This window comes from Streptomyces spinosisporus, from assembly GCF_022698145.1.
Lineage (GTDB): Bacteria > Actinomycetota > Actinomycetes > Streptomycetales > Streptomycetaceae > Streptomyces > Streptomyces spinosisporus.
On the sequence record NZ_JALDAX010000010.1, the window covers coordinates 341458 to 359808 of the forward strand.

The following is an 18351-nucleotide window of genomic DNA, read 5'->3' on the forward strand; positions in this document are numbered from 1 at the left end:
GCGAGCGGAACCCTCTTGACAATACCTCCGGGGCTGGATAGGGCGCCCGTCAGCGTCCGCTCGCAGGGCATGAAACAATCGCATTGGCTCACCGGTATCAAATGCGAGCAGGAGACACAGCACGATGCGCATCGGAGTTCTCACCGCAGGCGGCGACTGCCCCGGCCTGAACGCCGTGATCCGGTCGGTCGTGCACCGCGCCGTGGACCACTACGGCGACGAGGTGATCGGCTTCGAGGACGGCTACGCCGGCCTGCTCGACGGGCGCTACCGCAGCCTCGACCTGGAGTCGGTCAGCGGCATCCTGGCCCGCGGCGGCACCATCCTCGGCTCCTCCCGCCTGGAGCGGGACCGGCTGCGCGAGGCCTGCGAGCGGGCCGAGGACATGGTCGAGGCCTTCGGTATCGACGCGCTCATCCCGATCGGCGGCGAGGGCACGCTGACGGCGGCCCGCATGCTCTCCGACGCGGGTCTGCCCGTGGTCGGCGTCCCGAAGACGATCGACAACGACATCTCCTCCACGGACCGCACCTTCGGCTTCGACACGGCCGTCGGCGTCGCCACCGAGGCCATGGACCGGCTGAAGACCACCGCCGAGTCCCACCAGCGGGTGATGGTCGTCGAGGTCATGGGCCGGCACGCGGGCTGGATCGCGCTGGAGTCCGGGATGGCGGCGGGCGCGCACGGCATCTGTCTGCCCGAGCGCCCCTTCGACCCCGGCGACCTGGTCAAGATGGTCGAGGAGCGCTTCTCCCGCGGCAAGAAGTTCGCGGTCATCGCCGTGGCGGAGGGCGCGCATCCCGCCGAGGGCACCATGGACTACGGCCACGGCGAGATCGACCAGTTCGGCCACGAACGCTTCCAGGGCATCGGCACGGCGCTGGCGTACGAGCTGGAGCGGCGGCTCGGCAAGGAGGCCAAGCCGGTCATCCTCGGCCACGTCCAGCGCGGCGGCGTCCCCACGGCGTACGACCGGGTCCTCGCCACCCGGTTCGGCTGGCACGCGATCGAGGCGGCGCACCGGGGCGACTTCGGCAGGATGACCGCGCTCCGGGGCACCGACATCGTGATGGTGCCGCTCGCGGAGGCGGTGACCGAGCTGAAGACGGTCCCCAAGGACCGGATGGACGAGGCGGAGTCGGTCTTCTAGGAGCTGTTACTTCGGTGGCGGGGGCCGCCCGTCACTCGGTGTTGTCCTGGACCGCGGCCCAGAAGTGGTCGACGATCCGGTCCAGGAAGTCCCGCCCGGCGTCGCTCGACTCGCTCGCCGCGCTTCCGGCGGCCCAGCTCAGCGAGGCGACCATCTGTCCCTGGTAGTCCTGGTGCAGTTGCTGGAGGGTGTCCTCCAGCAGCCGCCGGTCCAGGGGCACCGTCTTCGCGACCGGCCGGACGTAGGCCTGCCAGCGCGTGGTCACGGCACTGCGCAGCATCTCGGCGAGCTTCGCCTCGCGGCCGGTGACGGTGACGAAGTCCGGCAGCGACAGGTCGAGCATCTCGGCGAGAGCGGTGGCCTGGCGCTCGTTGCCGCGCCAGACGTTGGTGTCCTCCATGCGGAGATAGGCGGGCAGTTCGAGGCCGGCGGTGCGGGCGACGTCCTCGGGGGCGAGGCCGCGGGCGATGCGGTGTTCGCGCAAGGTGCGCGGCTTTCCGAGGAGTTCACCGGGGGAGCACCACAACACGGCGGCGAGGGCGCTGAGTTCGGGGTTGGTGGGGGCGACCTGCCCGCGCTCCCAGGCGACGACCAGGTCCGCGCTGACGTAGGGCAGTCCGTAGGAGGTGCGCAGACCGTGGGCGACGTGCTCGGGCCCCATGGCGAGCGCGGTACGCAGTCTGCGGGCGGCGATGGCGTTGAACGGCGGGGCGGACTGGTGCGGGCGGGGCGGGCGTGGGAACACGCGGCACAAGCTAGGCGGGCGGCGCAGCGGTGACTACGGGCTGTTCGGCCAGGATCACGGATTGTAGGAACGTACGGATTCGGCCACGCGTGCGACCGGAAAGGGGCGGCTGAAGCCCGTCCACCGCTGCGGCGGACGTGCCGGCGCAGGCGTTCGCGCCACGGCGCACGTGTGAAGGACAAGCTCAGGCGGCATATGCGTCCGCCGGTGGCCGTCCCCGGCGGCCGGCATCGGGTGTCGCCGGCCGCCGCGGTGTCGCCCGCGCGGGCGGGCATCGAAGGCACGTACGCGCGGCTCGATCCCGACGCCCCCGCCTTGACCGCGCCTCGGGTCTCACCCCTTGACCGCGCCGCCCAGTGCGAAGCCTCCGCCCAGCCGCCGGGCGATCAGCACGTACAGCAGGATCACCGGCGTCGAGTACACGATGGAGAACGCGGCCAGCTGCCCGTACGCCACCAGGCCCCGGTTGCCGAAGAAGTCGTTGATGCTCACGCTCGCCGGCATCTGGTCCTCCGTGATCAGGAGCATGAAGGGAACGAAGAAGTTCCCCCACATGACGACGAAGGAGAAGACGGTGACGACCGCGACGCCCGGCCCCATCAGGGGCAGGACGATGCGGATCAGCGACTGCATCGAGGACGCCCCGTCGGTCCAGGCCGCCTCCTCCAGCTCCTTCGGCACGCCGTCCATGAAGTTCTTCATCAGCCAGATGGCGAAGGGGAGTTGGGAGGCGGCGAAGAAGAAGATGGTGCCCTGCATGGTGTCGATCAGGTTCACCTGCACGAACAGCGCGTACACCGGAACCATGATCGCCGTGATGGGCAGGCTCGTCGCGAACAGGATGGTCAGCAGGAACGGCCGGTTCAGACGGGAGCGGAAACGGGAGAGCGGGTACGCCGCCAGGGCCGCGCACACCACCGTCAGCAAGGTCGCGCCACCGCACAGGATCAGGCTGTTCAGCAGCGGTGTGAAGGTGACCTGCTGGTTCATGATGGCGTCGAAGTTGTCCCAGGTGAAACCGTCCGGTGCCTTCACCTGCAGGTCCGGATGGGGGTCCACCGACGACAGCAGCACCCACAGCAGCGGCAGCACGAAGGCGGCGGCCACCACCAGCAGGCCCGCGTCGGCGGCCAGTCGGCGGCCTCTGCGGCGGGAGGCGAGTGAGAGGGCCATGGTGTCGGTCAGACCTCCGTCCGCAGCAGGCGCATATAGACCAGCGAGAACAGCGAGCCGACCACGAGCAGCAGCAGGGCGACCGCGGTGCCGTAGCCGATCATGCTGTTCTGGAAGGCCTGTTCGTACATGAACAGGGGCAGGGTCTGGCTCTTGTTGCCCGGGCCGCCCCGCGTCATCACCCAGATCAGACCGAAGACCGACAGGGTCTGCAGGGTGTTGAGCATCAGGTTCGTGCCGATGGAGCGGCGGATCATCGGCAGCGTGATGTGCCACATACGGCGCCAGCCACCCGCGCCGTCGACCTCGGCGGCCTCGGTGATCTCCTTGGGGATCTCGTTCAGCGCGGCCGAGTAGACCAGCATCGAGAAGGCCGTGCCGCGCCACACGTTCGCGAACGACACCGCCAGGATCGGCAGGGTGTACAGCCAGTTCTGGGACGGCAGATGGAGCCAGTCCAGGATGGCGTTCAGGGTGCCCTCGCGGCGGAAGAAGGCGTAGAGGAGGAAGCCGGCGACCACCTCCGGCAGTACCCACGCGGTGATGACGATGCCGCCCGTGATCGTGCGCACCGGTTTGGAGGCGCGCTGCATCAGGGACGCGAGCGCCAGACCCAGGGTGTTCTGCCCGAGGAGCGAGGACACCACCGTGAAGACCAGGGTCAGCCATACGGCGTTGATGAACTCGTCGTCCGTGAACGCCTTGCGGAAGTTGTCGAGGCCGACGAACGAGGAGTGGGCCTGGCCGGTCAACTGCAGGTCGGTGAAGGCGAGATAGGCGCAGTAGGCGATCGGGCCCGCGAGGAAGAGCAGCAGCAGGACCACGGCCGGGGTGACGGGCAGGGCCCGGGTCAGGCTGCGCGCGAGGGACGTTCGCTGTCGGCGCTCGGGCTGTGGGGCGGGCGGGCCCGGAGGGATCTTGGCGGTCTCCGGGCCCGTTCCGGCGTGCGGGGTGGCGGCGGTCATCGCCGGTCTCCGCCGCTCACTTGCGGACCACCTGGTTGTCGGTGGCGTCCTTCAGCGCGTCGTCGTAGCCGCTCGCCGCCTTGTCGACGGACGCGTCACCCGTCGTCACGCCCTCCATGGCCTCCTGGATGGCGACGGAGACCTTCGGGTACGCGGGGTAGGCGGGCCGGTAGTGGGTGCTCGCGACGAGGTCGGTGAAGAACTTGATGCCGGGCTGGGCGCTCGTGTACGTCGGGTCCTCGGCGACGTCCTTGCGCACCGAGATGCCGGAGTTGGCGATGTACCACTTCTTCGCGTTGGCCTCGGTCTGCATCGTCTTGATGAAGTCGAAGGCGAGGTCGGGGTTGCCGGCCTTGCTGGGGATCGACCAGGCCCAGCCGCCCGACATGCTCACCTTGCCGGGGGCCTGGCCGTGCTGGGTGGGCATGTACGCGAGGCCCAACTGCTTGGACCAGTCCGCCCATTCACGCCCGCTCCCCTTCAGCCAGGCCTGCGGGAGCCAGGAGCCGTCGAGGTTGATGCCGACCTTGCCCTGGGGGAGCAGGCTGCTGTTGACCGAGACGGCGTAGTTGGGGTCGAGGGCGTCGGAGACCTCGGGACCCAGCTTGTCCTTGTAGACGGTCTCGACGAAGGACAGGGCGTCCTTGAAGCCCTGGCCCCCGGCGATCCACTTCTTCGACGCCTTGTCGTACAGGGGGTCCGTGGTGCCGCCCTTGGTGTCGTTCGTGCCGTACAGGAGCATCTCGAAGCCCTGCATGGTGGCCCGTTCGCCGGCCGGCTTGCCGGTGTAGACGTTGAGCGGGACGACGCCCGGCACCTTCTTCTTGATGGTGCGGGCGGCGTCGAGGACCTCGTCCCAGTTCTTCGGCTGCCAGTTCATGGGCAGCCCCGCCTTCTTGAACACCCGCTTGTCGAACCAGAGTCCGCGGGTGTCCGTCCCGTCCGGGACGCCGTACGTCTTGCCGTCCTCGGCCGTGGTGGAGGACTTGGCCGTGTCGATGAACTGGTTCCAGTCCGGCCACTTGGACAGATACGGATCGAGCGGCTTCAGGTACCCGCTGGTGATGTCCGAGTTGATGAGGAAGGTGTCCTCGTAGACCAGGTCGGGCGCGGTCTTGGGGGAGCGGAGCATCTGCTGGAGCTTGGTGTAGTACTCCGAGTCCGGGGCCTTGATCGGGACGAGCTCGACCTTCTTGCCCGGGTACTTCTTCTCGAACTCCTTCTTCATGGCCTCGACATAGTCGTCCATCACATGGATCGAGTTGTCCGTGGACTGCTTGTAGGAGATCTTCACGGTGTCCGGGTCGCTGCCGGAACCGGATCCGCAGGCCGTGAGGGCTCCTGCGGCCAGGGCCGTGACGACGACAAGGGCGGGGAGCTTGGGGAGGGAGGCGGTGGGGCGCACGGGCATGACCTCCTGCGAACGCACGTCGCTGTGGCGCGGGGATGGCTGCCCGGTGAACCTAGGTTGAGTGGTCTAGTCAGGTCAATGCATGTGCGGTGGATTGACCTGAGCGGGTGGCCGGCTCCGAACCTTTACCGTCTTTCGTGGCTTTTGCCGCTCACCCAGCGGTACTGCAGCTCCGGCCGCCCCACGGTTCCGTACTGCGGACTGCGTGCCGCCCGGCCCGCGTCGACCAGGTGTTCCAGATAGCGCCGGGCCGTGATCCGGGAGATCCCCACCGACTCCGCCACGCCCGCGGCCGTCAGCCCCTGTGCGCAGTCCCGCAGCGCCACCGACACCCGCTCCAGGGTGGGCGCGCTCAGGCCCTTGGGGAGCGCCGCGGGCGACGGGGCCCGCAGCGTGGCGAGGGCCCGGTCCACCTCGTCCTGGCCGGCCGCCTCGCCCGCCGCCGCGTGGAACTCCGCGTACCGCACCAGACGGTCGCGCAGGGTCGCGAAGGTGAACGGCTTCAGGACGTACTGCACCACCCCCAGCGACACCCCCTCCCGCACCACGGCGAGATCGCGCGCCGACGTCACCGCTATCACGTCCGTCTGCTGCCCGGCCGCCCTGAGCGACCGCGCGAACTGCAGCCCGTGCACATCCGGCAGATGCAGATCCAGCAGCAGCAGGTCCACCGCCGTGCGCTCCATCAGCCGCCGCGCCTCCGCACCCGTGTGCGCCTTCCCCACCGCGACGAATCCCGGCACCCGCCCGACGTACATCACATGCGCGTCGGCGGCCACGGGATCGTCCTCGACGACCAGGACACGGATGGGCTGCTGCGTCGTCATGCGTCACCTCTCAGGGCGGCGTGCGGGGCGGTCCCGGAGGCGGTGGATTCGGATGGGGCGGCCTCGGATCGGGCGGCGGAGTCCGATGTGGCGGCCTTGGGCGCGGAGGCCTCGGGTGTGGCGGCTTCGGGTGCGGCTGTCTCCGGCGCGGCTGTCTCCGGTGCGGCCGCGGTGACCAGGGGAAGTCGTGCCTCGAACATCGCGCCCCCTTCCCTGGCCTCCGCCACCGTGAGTGTGCCCTCGTGCCGGTTGACCGCCTGGCTGACCAGGGCCAGTCCGAGGCCGCGCCCGCCGGGACCGGCGGGCTTCGTCGAGAACCCCCGTTGGAATACCAGCTCGGCATGGGCGGGATCCACCCCCGCGCCGGTGTCGGCCACCCGCATCACCAGCTCGGTGTGCTCCGCGTACGCCGTCACCGTCACCCGGGCGCGCAGGCTGCCCTGAGCCGCGTCCACCGCGTTGTCGATCAGGTTGCCGAGGATCGTCACGAGGTCGCGGGCCGGCAGGCTGGCGGGGAGCACGCCGTCGTCGAGGCGGCTGTCCTGGGACACCACCAGCTCCACGCCCCGCTCGTTGGCCTGCGCCGTCTTGCCGAGCAGCAGGGCCGCGAGGACCGGCTCGCTCACCGCCGCCACCACCTGGTCGGTCAGCGCCTGGGCCAGCTCCAGCTCGGCCGTGGCGAAGTCGACCGCCTCCTGCGCCCGGCCCAGCTCGATGAGCGAGACCACCGTGTGCAGCCGGTTCGCCGCCTCGTGCGCCTGGGAGCGCAGCGCCTGCGTGAAGCCGCGCTCCGAGTCCAACTCGCCCATCAGCGACTGCAGTTCGGTCACATCGCGCAACGTCACCACGCTGCCCCGGCGCTCCCCGCCCGACACCGGCGAGGTGTTCACCACCAGGACCCGCTCCGCCGACATGTGCACCTCGTCCACCCTCGGCTCCGAGGCCAGCAGCGCACCCGTCAGCGGCGCCGGCAGCCCCAGCTGCGCGACCGACCGTCCCACCAAATCCTCCTCGCCCCGCACCCCCAGCAGCTCCCGCGCGCCGTCGTTGATCAGCGCCACACGGTACTGGCCGTCGAGCATCAGCAGCCCCTCGCGCACGGCGTGCAGCGCGGCCTGGTGGTAGTCGTGCATACGGCTGAGCTCGGCCGCGTTCATGTTGTGGGTGTGCCGGCGCAGCCGGGCGTTGACGACGTACGTACCGACCGCGCCCAGTGCGAGGGCGCCGGCCGCCACGCCGAGCAGCGCCGACACCTGCCCCTGCACCTGCCTGCTGATCGCCTTCACTTTGATGCCCGCGCTGACCAGGCCCACGATGTGCCGGTGGTCGTCGTAGATCGGTACGACGGCGCGGACCGAGGGGCCCAGCGTGCCGGTGTAGGTCTCGGTGAAGGCCGTGCCGTGCTGGGCGGGGCCGATGTTGCCGCGGAAGTGCTTGCCGATCTGGTCCGGGCTCGGGTGGGTCCAGCGGATGCCCTGCGGGTTCATGATCGTGACGAAGTCGACGTCCGCGTCGCGCATCACCTTCAGCGCGTACGGCTGGAGCTCCGTGGTGGGACGCGGGGTGCGGATCGCCGCCGGTACGGAAGGGGAGTCCGCGATCGAGCGGGACACCGACATCGCCTGCCGGGCGGCCGCGTCCTCGGCCTGCTCCCGGTCGCTGATGTAGCTGAAGAGCGCATATCCGGCCACGAGCACAGCGATCAGCACCGCCTGCATGGCGAACAGCTGACCGGCCAGGCTGCGGGGTCCGGGGACGGGAATGCGCATGTCGTCAGTGTGCATCCCATGTCAATCGTGAACTAAATGAACGGAAGGGTGACCGCCGTCACAGGGCGTTGGATAGTCTCCGCAATCCCCCGGTGGCCGAAGCCCGGCCCCCGACCCCGGACGTGAGCCGCACGCCGGTGAAGCCGACGAAGACGTCAAGGAGGGCAGCTGTGGCCGCCTCAACCCCCGATACGGCACCTGCCGCACCCCCCGCCAAGCGGGACCGCACCCATTTCCTCTACATAGCGGTGATCATCGCGGTCGGCATCGGCATCGCCGTCGGCTTCGCAGCGCCCGACTTCGCCAAGGAGCTCAAGCCGCTCGGCACGGGCTTCGTGAACCTGATCAAGATGATGATCACGCCGATCATCTTCTGCACGATCGTCACCGGTGTCGGGTCGATCCGCAGCGCCGCGAGGGTCGGCAAGCTGGGCGGTCTGGCGCTCACGTACTTCATCGCGATGTCGTTCGTCGCGCTGGCCATCGGCCTGGTCGTCGGCAACATCATGCACCCGGGCGACGGCCTGCACCTGACCCAGTCGGCCAAGGAGGCCGGCCAGTCCCAGGCGGCCGACGGCAGCGAGGGCCTGGTCGACTTCCTGCTGAGCATCATCCCGACCACCTTCGTCTCCGCCTTCACCGAGGGCGTGGTGCTCCAGACGCTGCTCGTCGCGCTGCTCGTCGGCTTCGCGATCCAGGCGATGGGCAAGTCCGGCGAGCCGATCCTGCGCGGTGTCGGGCACATCCAGAAGCTGGTCTTCCGCGTCCTGACCATGATCATGTGGGCGGCCCCGATCGGCGCCTTCGGTGCCATCGCGGCGGTCGTCGGTGAGACCGGTGTCGACGCGCTGAAGGCCCTCGGCACGATCATGCTGGCCTTCTACATCACCTGTGTGCTCTTCGTCGGTCTGGTGCTCGGCCCGATGCTGTGGTTCGTCGCCAAGGTCAACCTGCTCAAGCTGCTGAAGTACCTGGCCCGCGAGTACCTGCTCATCCTGTCCACCTCGTCGTCCGACGTGGCCCTGCCCCGTCTGATCGCCAAGATGGAGCACCTGGGCGTCAGCCGGCCCGTCGTCGGCATCACCGTGCCGACCGGCTACTCCTTCAACCTCGACGGCACCATGATCTACCTGACCATGGCGTCCCTGTTCATCGCCGACGCACTGGGTCAGCCGCTGCACCTGGGCGAGCAGATCACCCTGCTGCTGTTCATGATGGTCGCCTCCAAGGGCGCTGCGGGTGTCTCCGGCGCCGGTCTGGCGACCCTCGCCGGTGCCCTGCAGACCCACCGGCCGGCCCTGGTGGACGGCGTCGGCCTGATCGTCGGCATCGACCGCTTCATGAGCGAGGCCCGCGCGCTGACCAACTTCTCCGGCAACGCCGTCGCCACCGTGCTGATCGGCGCCTGGACGAAGGAGATCGACAAGACCCGCGTGGACGAGGTGCTCTCCGGCCGGCTGCCCTTCGACGAGGCGACCGTCATGGACGAGCACGGCAGCGCCTCCGCCGACCTGCCCGAGCCGCGCACGGGCGGCGACGACAAGGAACTCGCGAAGGCCTGAGGCAGGAACTCACGAAGGCCTGAGTGCGAAAGACCCCGGGCGACTGAACACTCCCCCCTGTCGATTCAGTCGCCCGGCACAGAGGCCGAGCGGCCGGGTTCTTCCCCCGTGGACCCGACCGCTCGGTCTCACGCTTCTCGGGGGCCGCGCACTCTCACCGAGCTCTTACCGTCGTCCACTAGCGTGCCGCGCCGGTCCGGTTCCGGTCCGGCACACAGCGGTGGGAGGCACGGGGGAATGAAGATCGACTGGGACCGGCGTACGTGCGCGCGCAAGGGCCACGTCACCTACGCGCCGGACGACCCCCGGCTGCGGGCCCGGCTGCACGCGGAGACCGCCCTCGGGGAGGCCTGGCGCTGTCTGCGCTGCGGCGACTTCGTGCTCGGCGCGCCGCACGGCTCGGGTGCGGCGGACGACGCGCCCCTCGTGCCGCGCGGCAAGGTCCTGCGCGACCTGTTCATCCTGCGCTTCCTGGCGATCGAGCGGGCCGTGCGCGGCGTGTTCATCGTGCTGGTCGCGCTGGCGGTGTGGAAGTTCAGCAACAGCCAGGACTCGGTGCGCCGGCTCTTCGACGAGTACCTCGACGTCTTCCGGCCCGTCTTCCGGCACTTCCACTACGACCTCGACCACTCGCCGGTCGTCGACACCATCCAGAAGACCTTCGGCTACAAGCACTCCACCCTGGTGCTGGTCGCCGTACTGCTCCTCGTCTACGCCCTGATCGAGCTCGTGGAGGCGGTCGGCCTCTGGTACGCCAAGCGCTGGGCGGAGTACCTCACGGTCGTCGCGACCGCCGCGTTCCTCCCGCTGGAGATCTACGAACTCACCGAGCACATCAGCTGGTTGAAGATCGGCACGCTGGTGCTCAACATCCTGGCCGTCCTCTACATCGCCCTCGCCAAGCGCCTGTTCGGCCTCCGTGGCGGCCGCAGGGCCTTCGAGGAGGAACGGCACAGCGCGTCACTGCTGGAGGTCGAGGAGTCGGCGGGAGTGCCTGCCCGGGCTGCCTGACAGTGCTCGCTCAGCGGGTGCCGACCCGGTGACGCGGTCGCCGTTGCCCTGACGTTGGCGTCAAGGATTACCGTCGAGGTCATGCGAATCGGCGAGCTGGCCGCACGGGCCGGGACCACGACGCGGACGCTGAGGTATTACGAGTCGCGGGGGTTGCTGCCCGCGCGGCGCGGCACGAACGGGTACCGCAGCTACGACGAGGGCGACCTGAAGCTGCTGAGGCAGATCAGGACGCTGCAGGACTTCGGGTTCGACCTGGAGGAGACGCGGCCCTTCGTGGAGTGTCTGCGGGCCGGGCATCCTCAGGGCGACTCCTGCCCGGCGTCGCTCGCGGTCTACCGGCGCAAGCTCGACGAGCTCGACGCGCTGATCGGCGAGCTCACGGCCGTGCGGGCGACGATCGCCGTGCGGCTCGCCGCGGCCGACGAGCCACCGGCCGACGAGCCACCGTTGTGCGAAATGGGAGGGCAGGAACTGTGATCGACGTGACGGACGAGGATTTCACCGCGGAAGTGATCCGCTCCGAACTGCCGGTACTGGTGGAGTTCACCGCGGACTGGTGTCCGCCGTGCCGGCAGATGGGGCCCGTCCTGCATGCCCTCGCCGCGGAGGAGGCCGACCGGCTGAAGGTGGTGCAGCTGAACGTGGACCTCAATCCGGAGACCACGAACGCCTACAAGGTGCTGTCGATGCCGACGTTCATGGTGTTCAGGGACGGTGAGCCGGTCCGCTCGATGGTGGGTGCGCGGCCCAAGCGGCGGCTCCTGGAGGAGATCGAGGACGCCCTCTGAGAGGGCCGAGACCAGCCGTCATACAAAGAAATCCCCCGGGCAATTGCGCCCGGGGGATTTTCTTGCGTACACTCAATGATTCGCGACTTCAGGGAAATTGAGTCGCAGAGAAGTTCACTGAACGCAGTATATCCGGCCGGGAGCGGAATTGTCAAACACCGATTATCCAGACGGTGAAATGCAACGCGAACAGGAATTCATCGACGGGCTGTATGCACGCGTCGACGCCCTGCGCGGCGACACCGAGGCCGGGGTCACGGACGCCCTCGCGCAGGGCAACACGCCCATGCAGGCCCGGCTGGAGCGGGACATCCTGGTGGCCGAGCGCTCGGGTCTGCTCGCGGCGCTGAACGCGGTGGACGGATCGCTCTGCTTCGGCCGGATCGACCTCACCTCCGGCGAGAGCCACCACATCGGCCGCATCGGGCTGCGCACGGACGACGAGGAGCGCACCCCCATCCTCATCGACTGGCGCGCGAACGTCGCCCGCCCCTTCTACCTGGCCACCGGGCACACCCCGATGGGCCTGCGCAGGCGCCGCCACATCACCACCGGCGGCCGTACGGTGACCGCGCTGCACGACGAGATCCTCGACCTGGGCGACCAGGAGCGGACCGGCCACGAGGACCCCACCGGCGACGCCGTGCTGCTCGCCGCGCTCGACGCCGCGCGCACCGGCCGTATGCACGACATCGTGCAGACCATCCAGGCCGAGCAGGACGAGATCATCCGGGCGCCGCACCGCGGGGTGCTCGTGGTCGAGGGCGGTCCCGGCACCGGCAAGACCGCCGTCGCGCTGCACCGGGCCGCGTATCTGCTCTACGAGCACCGGGAGTTGCTCGCCAAGCGCGCCGTCCTCATCGTCGGCCCCAACCCCGCCTTCCTCGGCTACATCGGCGAGGTGCTGCCCTCGCTGGGCGAGACGGGCGTGCTGCTCGCCACGGTCGGGGAGCTGTTCCCCGGGGTGCGGGCGACCGCGCGCGACAGCCGTGCGGCGGCCGCGGTGAAGGGCCGCGCCGACATGTCCGACGTGCTCGCCGAGGTCGTGTCCGACTGGCAGGCGCTGCCCGACCCGGTGATCGCGATCGAGCACGACCGGGAGATCCTGATGCTCGACGACGGTCTGGTGAAGGTCGCCCGCGACCGCACCCGGGCCGCGAGGCTGCCGCACAACGCGGCCCGCGAGATCTTCGAGGGCCATATCCTCAACACGCTCACCGAGCTGTACGCCGAGCGCGTCGGCACCGACCCGTACGACGGCAGCAGTCTGCTCGATCCGAGCGACATCACGCAGATCCGTGACGACCTCGCCGAGAACCCCGAAGTCTGGGCCGCCATCGACCAGTTGTGGCCGCGGCTGACCCCGCAGCGGCTGGTCGCGGACTTCCTCGCGGACCCCGTCGGCTACCTCCCGGACGAGGACGCGGCCGCCATCCGCCGTCCGGTGACCCGGGAGTGGACGGTGGCGGACGTACCGCTGCTGGACGAGGCCGCGGAGCTGCTCGGCGAGGACGACCGGGTGCGGCGGGCGCTGGCGGAGCGCGAGCGCGAGACACAGGTCGCCTACGCACAGGGCGTGCTGGACGTCTCCTACGCCTCGCGCACCTACGAGTTCGAGGACAAGGAGGCGGAGGACTCCGAGGTCCTGTCCGCGCACGACATCATCGACGCCGAGCGGTTCGCGGAGCGGCAGGAGGAGGACGACCACCGCAGCGCGGCCGAGCGCGCGGCGGCCGACCGTACCTGGGCGTTCGGGCACATCATCGTCGACGAGGCGCAGGAGCTGTCGCCGATGGCGTGGCGGCTGCTGATGCGGCGCAGCCCGACCCGCTCGATGACCCTGGTCGGCGACCCGGCGCAGACCGCGGAGGCGGCGGGCGTCGGCTCCTGGGCGGGCATCCTCGAGCCGTATGTCGAGGACCGCTGGGAGCACACCCGGCTCGGCGTCAACTACCGCACCCCGGCCGAGATCATGGACGTCGCGGCGGCCGTGGTCCGAGCCGAACAGCCGGACTTCGAACCGCCGAGTTCGGTGCGCTCCACCGGCGTGCGGCCCTGGGCGCGGGCCACGGACGACCTGCCCGGCGCGGTGGCCAAGGCGGTCGAGGAGCTGACGCCCGAGGAGGGCCGGCTCGCGGTCATCGCCCCGCGCCATCTGCACCGGCGGCTGGCCGCACGGCTCGACGGGGTGACGGCGGGCGCCGAACCCGACCTGACGCACGACGTCGTCCTGCTCGACCCGCGTCAGTCCAAGGGCCTGGAGTTCGACTCGGTCCTGGTAGTGGAGCCGGGCCTGTACGGCACGAGCGACCTGTACGTCGCGCTGACCCGGGCCACCCAGCGACTGGGCGTGGTCCACAGCCGAGCACTGCCGAAGTCCCTGGCAGCGGTGCTGGCGTGACCCGGCTCCGGTGCCGCCCAGGGGGCCGTCGCGCCCCCTGGGCGGACGACCGCTAGGCCGGGCGCAGCCACACGGTTGCCAGTGGTGGCAGGTTCAGGGTGATGCTGGCCGGGCGGCCGTGCCAGCCCTGGGGCTCCGGCTTGACGGCGTCCGGGTTGGTGATGTCGCCGCCGCCGTACTTGCCGAGGTCGGTGTTGAGGGTCTCGTGCCAGGCCTGGACGTCGTCGGGGACGCCGAGACGGTAGCCGTGGCGGACCACGGGGGAGAGGTTGGAGACGGCCAGCAGCGGGGTGCCGTCGGCGGCGTACCGCAGGAACGCGAAGACATTGTCCTCGGCGGCGTCACCGACGATCCACTGGAAGCCCGCCGGGTCGATGTCGCGCTCCCACAGCGCGGGCGTGTGCCGGTAGACGACGTTCAGGTCGCGGACCAGGTCGCGCACCCCTCGGTGGTCGGCCTCGGCGCCGTAGGCCGGATCCAGCAGCCACCAGTCCGGGCCGTGCGCCTCGGACCACTCCGCGCCCTGCGCGAACTCCTGCCCCATGAACAGCAGTTGCTTGCCCGGGTGGGCCCACATGAAGGCAAGGTAGGCGCGCAGATTGGCGCGTTGCTGCCACCAGTCGCCCGGCATCTTCGACACCAGTGAGCGTTTGCCGTGGACGACCTCGTCGTGCGAGATGGGCAGGACGTAGTTCTCGCTGTAGGCGTACACCATCGAGAACGTCATCTCGTTGTGGTGGTACTTGCGGTGCACCGGCTCGTGCTGCATATAGCTGAGCGAGTCGTGCATCCAGCCCATGTTCCACTTCAGCCCGAACCCGAGGCCCCCGAAGCCGCCGGGGCCCCGGTGGTGGGTGGCCCGGGTGACGCCGTCCCACGCCGTGGACTCCTCGGCGATCGTCACGACGCCGGGCACCTGCCGGTACACCGTCGCGTTCATCTCCTGCAAAAAGTCCACCGCGTCCAGGTTCTCCCGGCCGCCGTGCACGTTCGGGACCCACTGGCCCGGCTCGCGCGAGTAGTCGAGATAGAGCATCGACGCGACCGCGTCCACCCGCAGGCCGTCGATGTGGAACTCCCTGCACCAGTAGACGGCGTTCGCCACAAGGAAGTTGCGCACCTCGCGGCGGCCGTAGTCGAACTCAAGGGTGCCCCAGTCGGGGTGCGCGGAGCGCAGCGGGTCCTCGTGCTCGTACAGGGGGCGGCCGTCGAACTCGGCCAGCGCCCAGTCGTCGCGCGGGAAGTGCGCCGGCACCCAGTCCATCAAAACGCCGATGCCGGCCTGGTGCAGCGCGTCGACCAGGTACCTGAAGTCGTCGGGGGTGCCGAGGCGGGCCGTGGGCGCGTAGAAACCGGTGACCTGGTAGCCCCAGGAACCGCCGAAGGGGTGCTCGGCGATGGGCATCAGCTCGACATGGGTGAAGCCGAGGTCCTTCACATACGCGGGCAGCTGCTCGGCCAGTTGACGGTACGTCAACCCGGGTCGCCAGGACGGAAGATGGACCTCGTACACGGAGAACGGCGCCTCGTGCGCCGGCAGCGCGGCGCGCTGATCCAGCCAGGCCGCGTCCCGCCACTCGTGGTGCGAGGCGGTGACGACGGAGGAGGTGTTCGGCGGGGCCTCCGTGCGGCGGGCCAGCGGGTCGGCGCGCAGCGTCTTGGAGCCGTCGGGCCGGGTGATCTCGAACTTGTACAGCTCGCCCTCGCCGATCGCCGGCACGAACAGCTCCCATACACCGGAGGAGCCGAGCGAGCGCATCGGATATCCGGTGCCGTCCCAGAAGTTGAAGGTGCCGGCCACATGGACGCCGCGCGCGTTCGGCGCCCACACGGAGAAGCGGGTGCCGCTCACGCCCTGGTGCGTCATCGGGTGTGCGCCGAGCACCGTCCACAGTTCCTCGTGCCGGCCCTCATTGATCAGATGCAGGTCGAGTTCGCCCAGGGTGGGCAGGAAGCTGTACGCGTCCTCGACCGCCTGCTCGGTGCCCTCGTACCGCACGAGGAGCCGGTAGCCCTGCGGTACGTCGGACAGGGGCAGCAGACCGGAGAAGAAGCCGTCCCCGTCGTCGTGCAGCTCCGCCCGCAGATCCCCGGCGACGGCGGTCACGGACAGGGCGTACGGCCTGAACGCCCGGAAGGCGACCCCACCCGCCACCGGGTGGGCGCCGAGCACCGTGTGCGGATCGTGATGCGTGCCTGTCAGCAGCCGCTCCCGGTCACCGGCGTCCAGGGCGGGATCAGCTGCGCGGGCGGGATCAGCTGCGCGGGCGGCAGCGAGGGGGGTGGACGTGGGGGCGGGGGCCTTCTTCGGCTTGGGTGCCCTCGGAGGCTCGGCGGGGCCGGAGACGGTGACCCGGTCGGAGGCGACGGTGGTCTTCTCGGCGGTGGCCTTCGTCTTGGTGGTCTTGGCGGCGGTGCTCTTCTTGGCAGAGGTCTTCTTGGCGGCGGTCTTCTCGGCGGTCGCCTTCTTCGCTACGGCCGTCCCAGCGGCGCCCGTCGCAGTGGCGACCTTCTTTGCGGTCGCTTTCTTCGCCCCGGCCTTCTTCGTCGTCTGCTTCGCCGTATTCTCTGCCGTCTTCTTCGCAGGCACCTTCTCTGCCGCGGCCTTCTTGCCCGCGGCCTTCTTGCCCGCGGCCTTCTTCGCTGCCGTCTTCTTCGCCGTGACCGCCTTCGTCGCGCTCGCCTTCTTGGTGGTCTCCTTCTTGGCGGTCGCCGTCTTCTTGACCGGCTTCTCGGGGTCGGTCGCCCGCTCCGTGGCCTTCGCGGCCTTCTTCTTCGGGTCAGAACCGCTGGGAGTGGTGCGGGGGGTCACGGGCGGCGCCTCCTCGGCAAGGTTCAGGTCAGGTCTGTCATGGCGTAACGCTCGATCGCGGCCATCGGTACGGGCAGCCAGTCGGGGCGGTGACGGGCCTCGTAGACGGCCTCGTATATGGCCTTGTCCGTCTCACAGGCACGCAGCAGGACCGGGTCGGTGCGCGGGTCGCGGCCGCTGACCTCCGCGTACCCGGAGCAGTACGCGGCCCGGCAGGCGTCGGCCCACTCCGGGGCGGGGGCGGCGGCGGAGTGGGCCGCGTAGTCGAAGGACCGCAGCATCCCGGCGATGTCGCGCACCACCGGCTGCGGCATCCGCCGCTCGGCCAGCGGCTTGGACGGCTCGCCCTCGAAGTCGATCAGCCACCACTGGCCGGCCGGCGAGCGCAGACACTGCCCCAGGTGCAGATCGCCGTGGATGCGCTGCGCGGTCCACAGGTGACCCTCCGCGGACAGATCCGCGAGCGCGGTGAACGCGGAGTGCAGGGCGGGTGCGTACGGCCGCAGTGCCGGTACCGCCTGAGTGGCCGCCTCCAGGCGCTCGATCATGCCGTCGGCGAGCAGCTGCATCTGGGTGTGGCCCAGGGTCACGGTCGGCAGCGCGCGGGCGAGCGCGGTGTGCACCTCGGCGGTGGCGCGGCCGAGCGCCCGCGCCTCGGCGCCGAAGTCCTCGCCCTTGGCCAGCTCGCGCAGCGCCAGCTCCCAGCCGTCGGAGGCGCCCTGCAGATACGGCTGGAGGACGCCGAGGACATACGGCTCCCCGGACAGCTCCGCCTGCAGCCACGCCGTCGGGGCGGGCACCCGGGAGCAGCCCTCGCGGGCCAGCGCCAGCGGCAGTTCCAGATCGGGATTGACGCCGGGCACGACGCGGCGCAGCAGTTTGAGAATGAACGTATCTCCGTACACGACCGACGAGTTCGACTGTTCCGCGGTCACCAGACGCGGGACGAGACCCGTGCGGATCTGCCGGCCGGGCTCCTTCTCGAAGCACAGCCCGCCGATGCGTGCCTGGGAGCGCATCGCCTCCAGGAGCACTTCGGCGGGCCGGGTGTCGTGCAGGGCCTCGTACACCGTGCGTCCGGCGAGCGGGCCCTGGTCGACGTGTCCGATCAGCGCGGGCGCCAGCCGGGGCGGCAGCGCCTCGCGCACGCCTATCAGCAGCTGGTAGCAGTCGCCCGGGTGCGGCTCGGCGCCGATCGTGAGCGGCTGATGGGCGCGCACCAGCAGGTGGTACAGGCCAAGCCTGCTGTCGACGGGCAGCAGCTCGGTGGCCGCGACCAGCGTGAACCCGGTGACCGGGCGCCCCTTGCCGGCGAACCAGCGCTGCCGCGGCAGCCACTCCCTCAGGAGCGGATCCAGGGACGCGAGCAGACCGGGACTCGCCGTGCCGGAAAGTGTGACAGTTTCCGCCATGGTGTCACATTCCTTTCCCCGGGGGGTCGGGGTGTTACTGATGCGTGCCCCGGGTGGGGCAGGGGAAACCGCCCCTTCCCGGGTTCTCGACCTGCGCTATACGGGGTCCTTGCGGAGCCGGAACCAGTAGAAGCCGTGCCCGCCGAGGGTCAGCAAGTACGGCAGTTCACCGATGGCCGGAAAGCGCACTCCGCCGAAGAGTTCGACCGGGTGCCGGCCGTTGAACGCGCGCAGGTCCAGCTCCGTCGGCTGGGCGAAGCGGGAGAAGTTGTTCACGCACAGGACCAGGTCGTCCTCGTACTCGCGCAGGAACGCGATCACG

General features: G+C 70.0%; 15 protein-coding genes. 6 read left to right on the forward strand and 9 right to left on the reverse strand.

What is annotated here, in order from left to right:
- Positions 1–124 precede the first annotated feature (124 nt).
- Entirely contained in the window at positions 125–1150 is a 1026-nt protein-coding gene (locus MQN93_RS26335) for an ATP-dependent 6-phosphofructokinase (protein ID WP_242711498.1), read from the forward strand.
- A gap of 31 nt (positions 1151–1181) precedes the next feature.
- Here the strand turns inward: MQN93_RS26335 and MQN93_RS26340 are convergent, their stop codons facing one another.
- The 6 genes from MQN93_RS26340 to MQN93_RS26365 all read right to left on the reverse strand — a co-directional run bounded on the left by MQN93_RS26340 (position 1182) and on the right by MQN93_RS26365 (position 8040).
- Positions 1182–1904, reverse strand: a complete 723-nt coding sequence (locus tag MQN93_RS26340) for a helix-turn-helix domain-containing protein (RefSeq protein WP_278191173.1) — start codon at positions 1902–1904, stop codon at positions 1182–1184.
- A 324-nt stretch (positions 1905–2228) separates the two neighbouring features.
- Positions 2229–3068, reverse strand: a complete 840-nt coding sequence (locus tag MQN93_RS26345; protein ID WP_242711500.1) for a carbohydrate ABC transporter permease — start codon at positions 3066–3068, stop codon at positions 2229–2231.
- An 8-nt stretch (positions 3069–3076) separates the two neighbouring features.
- Positions 3077–4033, reverse strand: a complete 957-nt coding sequence (locus MQN93_RS26350; protein WP_242711501.1) for a carbohydrate ABC transporter permease — start codon at positions 4031–4033, stop codon at positions 3077–3079.
- 16 nt (positions 4034–4049) lie between these two features.
- Entirely contained in the window at positions 4050–5444 is a 1395-nt protein-coding gene (locus MQN93_RS26355; RefSeq protein WP_037783796.1) for an extracellular solute-binding protein, read from the reverse strand.
- 125 nt (positions 5445–5569) lie between these two features.
- Positions 5570–6271, reverse strand: a complete 702-nt coding sequence (locus MQN93_RS26360; protein WP_016438177.1) for a response regulator — start codon at positions 6269–6271, stop codon at positions 5570–5572.
- Positions 6268–8040, reverse strand: a complete 1773-nt coding sequence (locus MQN93_RS26365; protein WP_242711502.1) for a sensor histidine kinase — start codon at positions 8038–8040, stop codon at positions 6268–6270. Before MQN93_RS26365 ends, MQN93_RS26360 begins: the two co-directional genes overlap by 4 nt.
- Positions 8041–8210: 170 nt before the next feature.
- On the opposite strand from MQN93_RS26365, the gene MQN93_RS26370 reads away from it, so the two are divergent.
- The 5 genes from MQN93_RS26370 to MQN93_RS26390 all read left to right on the forward strand — a co-directional run bounded on the left by MQN93_RS26370 (position 8211) and on the right by MQN93_RS26390 (position 13805).
- The gene (locus MQN93_RS26370) at positions 8211–9602 is read left to right on the forward strand and encodes a C4-dicarboxylate transporter DctA (protein WP_016438175.1); all 1392 of its coding nucleotides are present in this window, start codon (positions 8211–8213) and stop codon (positions 9600–9602) included.
- A 237-nt stretch (positions 9603–9839) separates the two neighbouring features.
- On the forward strand, positions 9840–10613 hold the full coding sequence (locus MQN93_RS26375) for a DUF2127 domain-containing protein (RefSeq protein WP_016438174.1): 774 nt from the start codon (positions 9840–9842) through the stop codon (positions 10611–10613).
- An 81-nt stretch (positions 10614–10694) separates the two neighbouring features.
- Positions 10695–11093: a MerR family transcriptional regulator gene (locus tag MQN93_RS26380; RefSeq protein ID WP_242711503.1), complete on the forward strand. Its 399-nt coding sequence runs from the start codon at positions 10695–10697 to the stop codon at positions 11091–11093.
- On the forward strand, positions 11090–11404 hold the full coding sequence (gene trxA / locus MQN93_RS26385; protein ID WP_242711504.1) for a thioredoxin: 315 nt from the start codon (positions 11090–11092) through the stop codon (positions 11402–11404). Before MQN93_RS26380 ends, trxA begins: the two co-directional genes overlap by 4 nt.
- Before the next feature lie 178 nt (positions 11405–11582).
- Positions 11583–13805 carry a HelD family protein gene (locus tag MQN93_RS26390; RefSeq protein ID WP_242711505.1) on the forward strand — a complete coding sequence of 741 codons (2223 nt, stop codon included), beginning with the start codon at positions 11583–11585 and terminating at the stop codon, positions 13803–13805.
- 52 nt (positions 13806–13857) lie between these two features.
- Here the strand turns inward: MQN93_RS26390 and glgB are convergent, their stop codons facing one another.
- The 3 genes from glgB to MQN93_RS26405 form a co-directional block, all read right to left on the reverse strand.
- Entirely contained in the window at positions 13858–16617 is a 2760-nt protein-coding gene (glgB, locus tag MQN93_RS26395; RefSeq protein ID WP_242711506.1) for a 1,4-alpha-glucan branching enzyme, read from the reverse strand.
- 23 nt (positions 16618–16640) lie between these two features.
- The gene (locus MQN93_RS26400) at positions 16641–18029 is read right to left on the reverse strand and encodes a maltokinase N-terminal cap-like domain-containing protein (protein WP_242711507.1); all 1389 of its coding nucleotides are present in this window, start codon (positions 18027–18029) and stop codon (positions 16641–16643) included.
- 96 nt (positions 18030–18125) lie between these two features.
- A partial coding sequence (locus MQN93_RS26405; RefSeq protein ID WP_242711508.1) for an alpha-glucosidase C-terminal domain-containing protein occupies positions 18126–18351 on the reverse strand: 226 nt, incomplete at its 5' end.

What these genes read in the sequence shown, in the direction of transcription:
- MQN93_RS26390 (WP_242711505.1), top strand. Translation starts at nt 11,583, where the DNA reads ATGCAACGCGAACAGGAATTCATCGACGGGCTGTATGCACGCGTCGAC.
- MQN93_RS26335 (WP_242711498.1), top strand. Translation starts at nt 125, where the DNA reads ATGCGCATCGGAGTTCTCACCGCAGGCGGCGACTGCCCCGGCCTGAAC.
- MQN93_RS26345 (WP_242711500.1), bottom strand. Translation starts at nt 3,068, where the DNA reads ATGGCCCTCTCACTCGCCTCCCGCCGCAGAGGCCGCCGACTGGCCGCC.
- MQN93_RS26360 (WP_016438177.1), bottom strand. Translation starts at nt 6,271, where the DNA reads ATGACGACGCAGCAGCCCATCCGTGTCCTGGTCGTCGAGGACGATCCC.
- MQN93_RS26375 (WP_016438174.1), top strand. Translation starts at nt 9,840, where the DNA reads ATGAAGATCGACTGGGACCGGCGTACGTGCGCGCGCAAGGGCCACGTC.
- MQN93_RS26355 (WP_037783796.1), bottom strand. Translation starts at nt 5,444, where the DNA reads ATGCCCGTGCGCCCCACCGCCTCCCTCCCCAAGCTCCCCGCCCTTGTC.
- MQN93_RS26380 (WP_242711503.1), top strand. Translation starts at nt 10,695, where the DNA reads ATGCGAATCGGCGAGCTGGCCGCACGGGCCGGGACCACGACGCGGACG.
- MQN93_RS26400 (WP_242711507.1), bottom strand. Translation starts at nt 18,029, where the DNA reads ATGGCGGAAACTGTCACACTTTCCGGCACGGCGAGTCCCGGTCTGCTC.
- MQN93_RS26365 (WP_242711502.1), bottom strand. Translation starts at nt 8,040, where the DNA reads ATGCGCATTCCCGTCCCCGGACCCCGCAGCCTGGCCGGTCAGCTGTTC.
- MQN93_RS26350 (WP_242711501.1), bottom strand. Translation starts at nt 4,033, where the DNA reads ATGACCGCCGCCACCCCGCACGCCGGAACGGGCCCGGAGACCGCCAAG.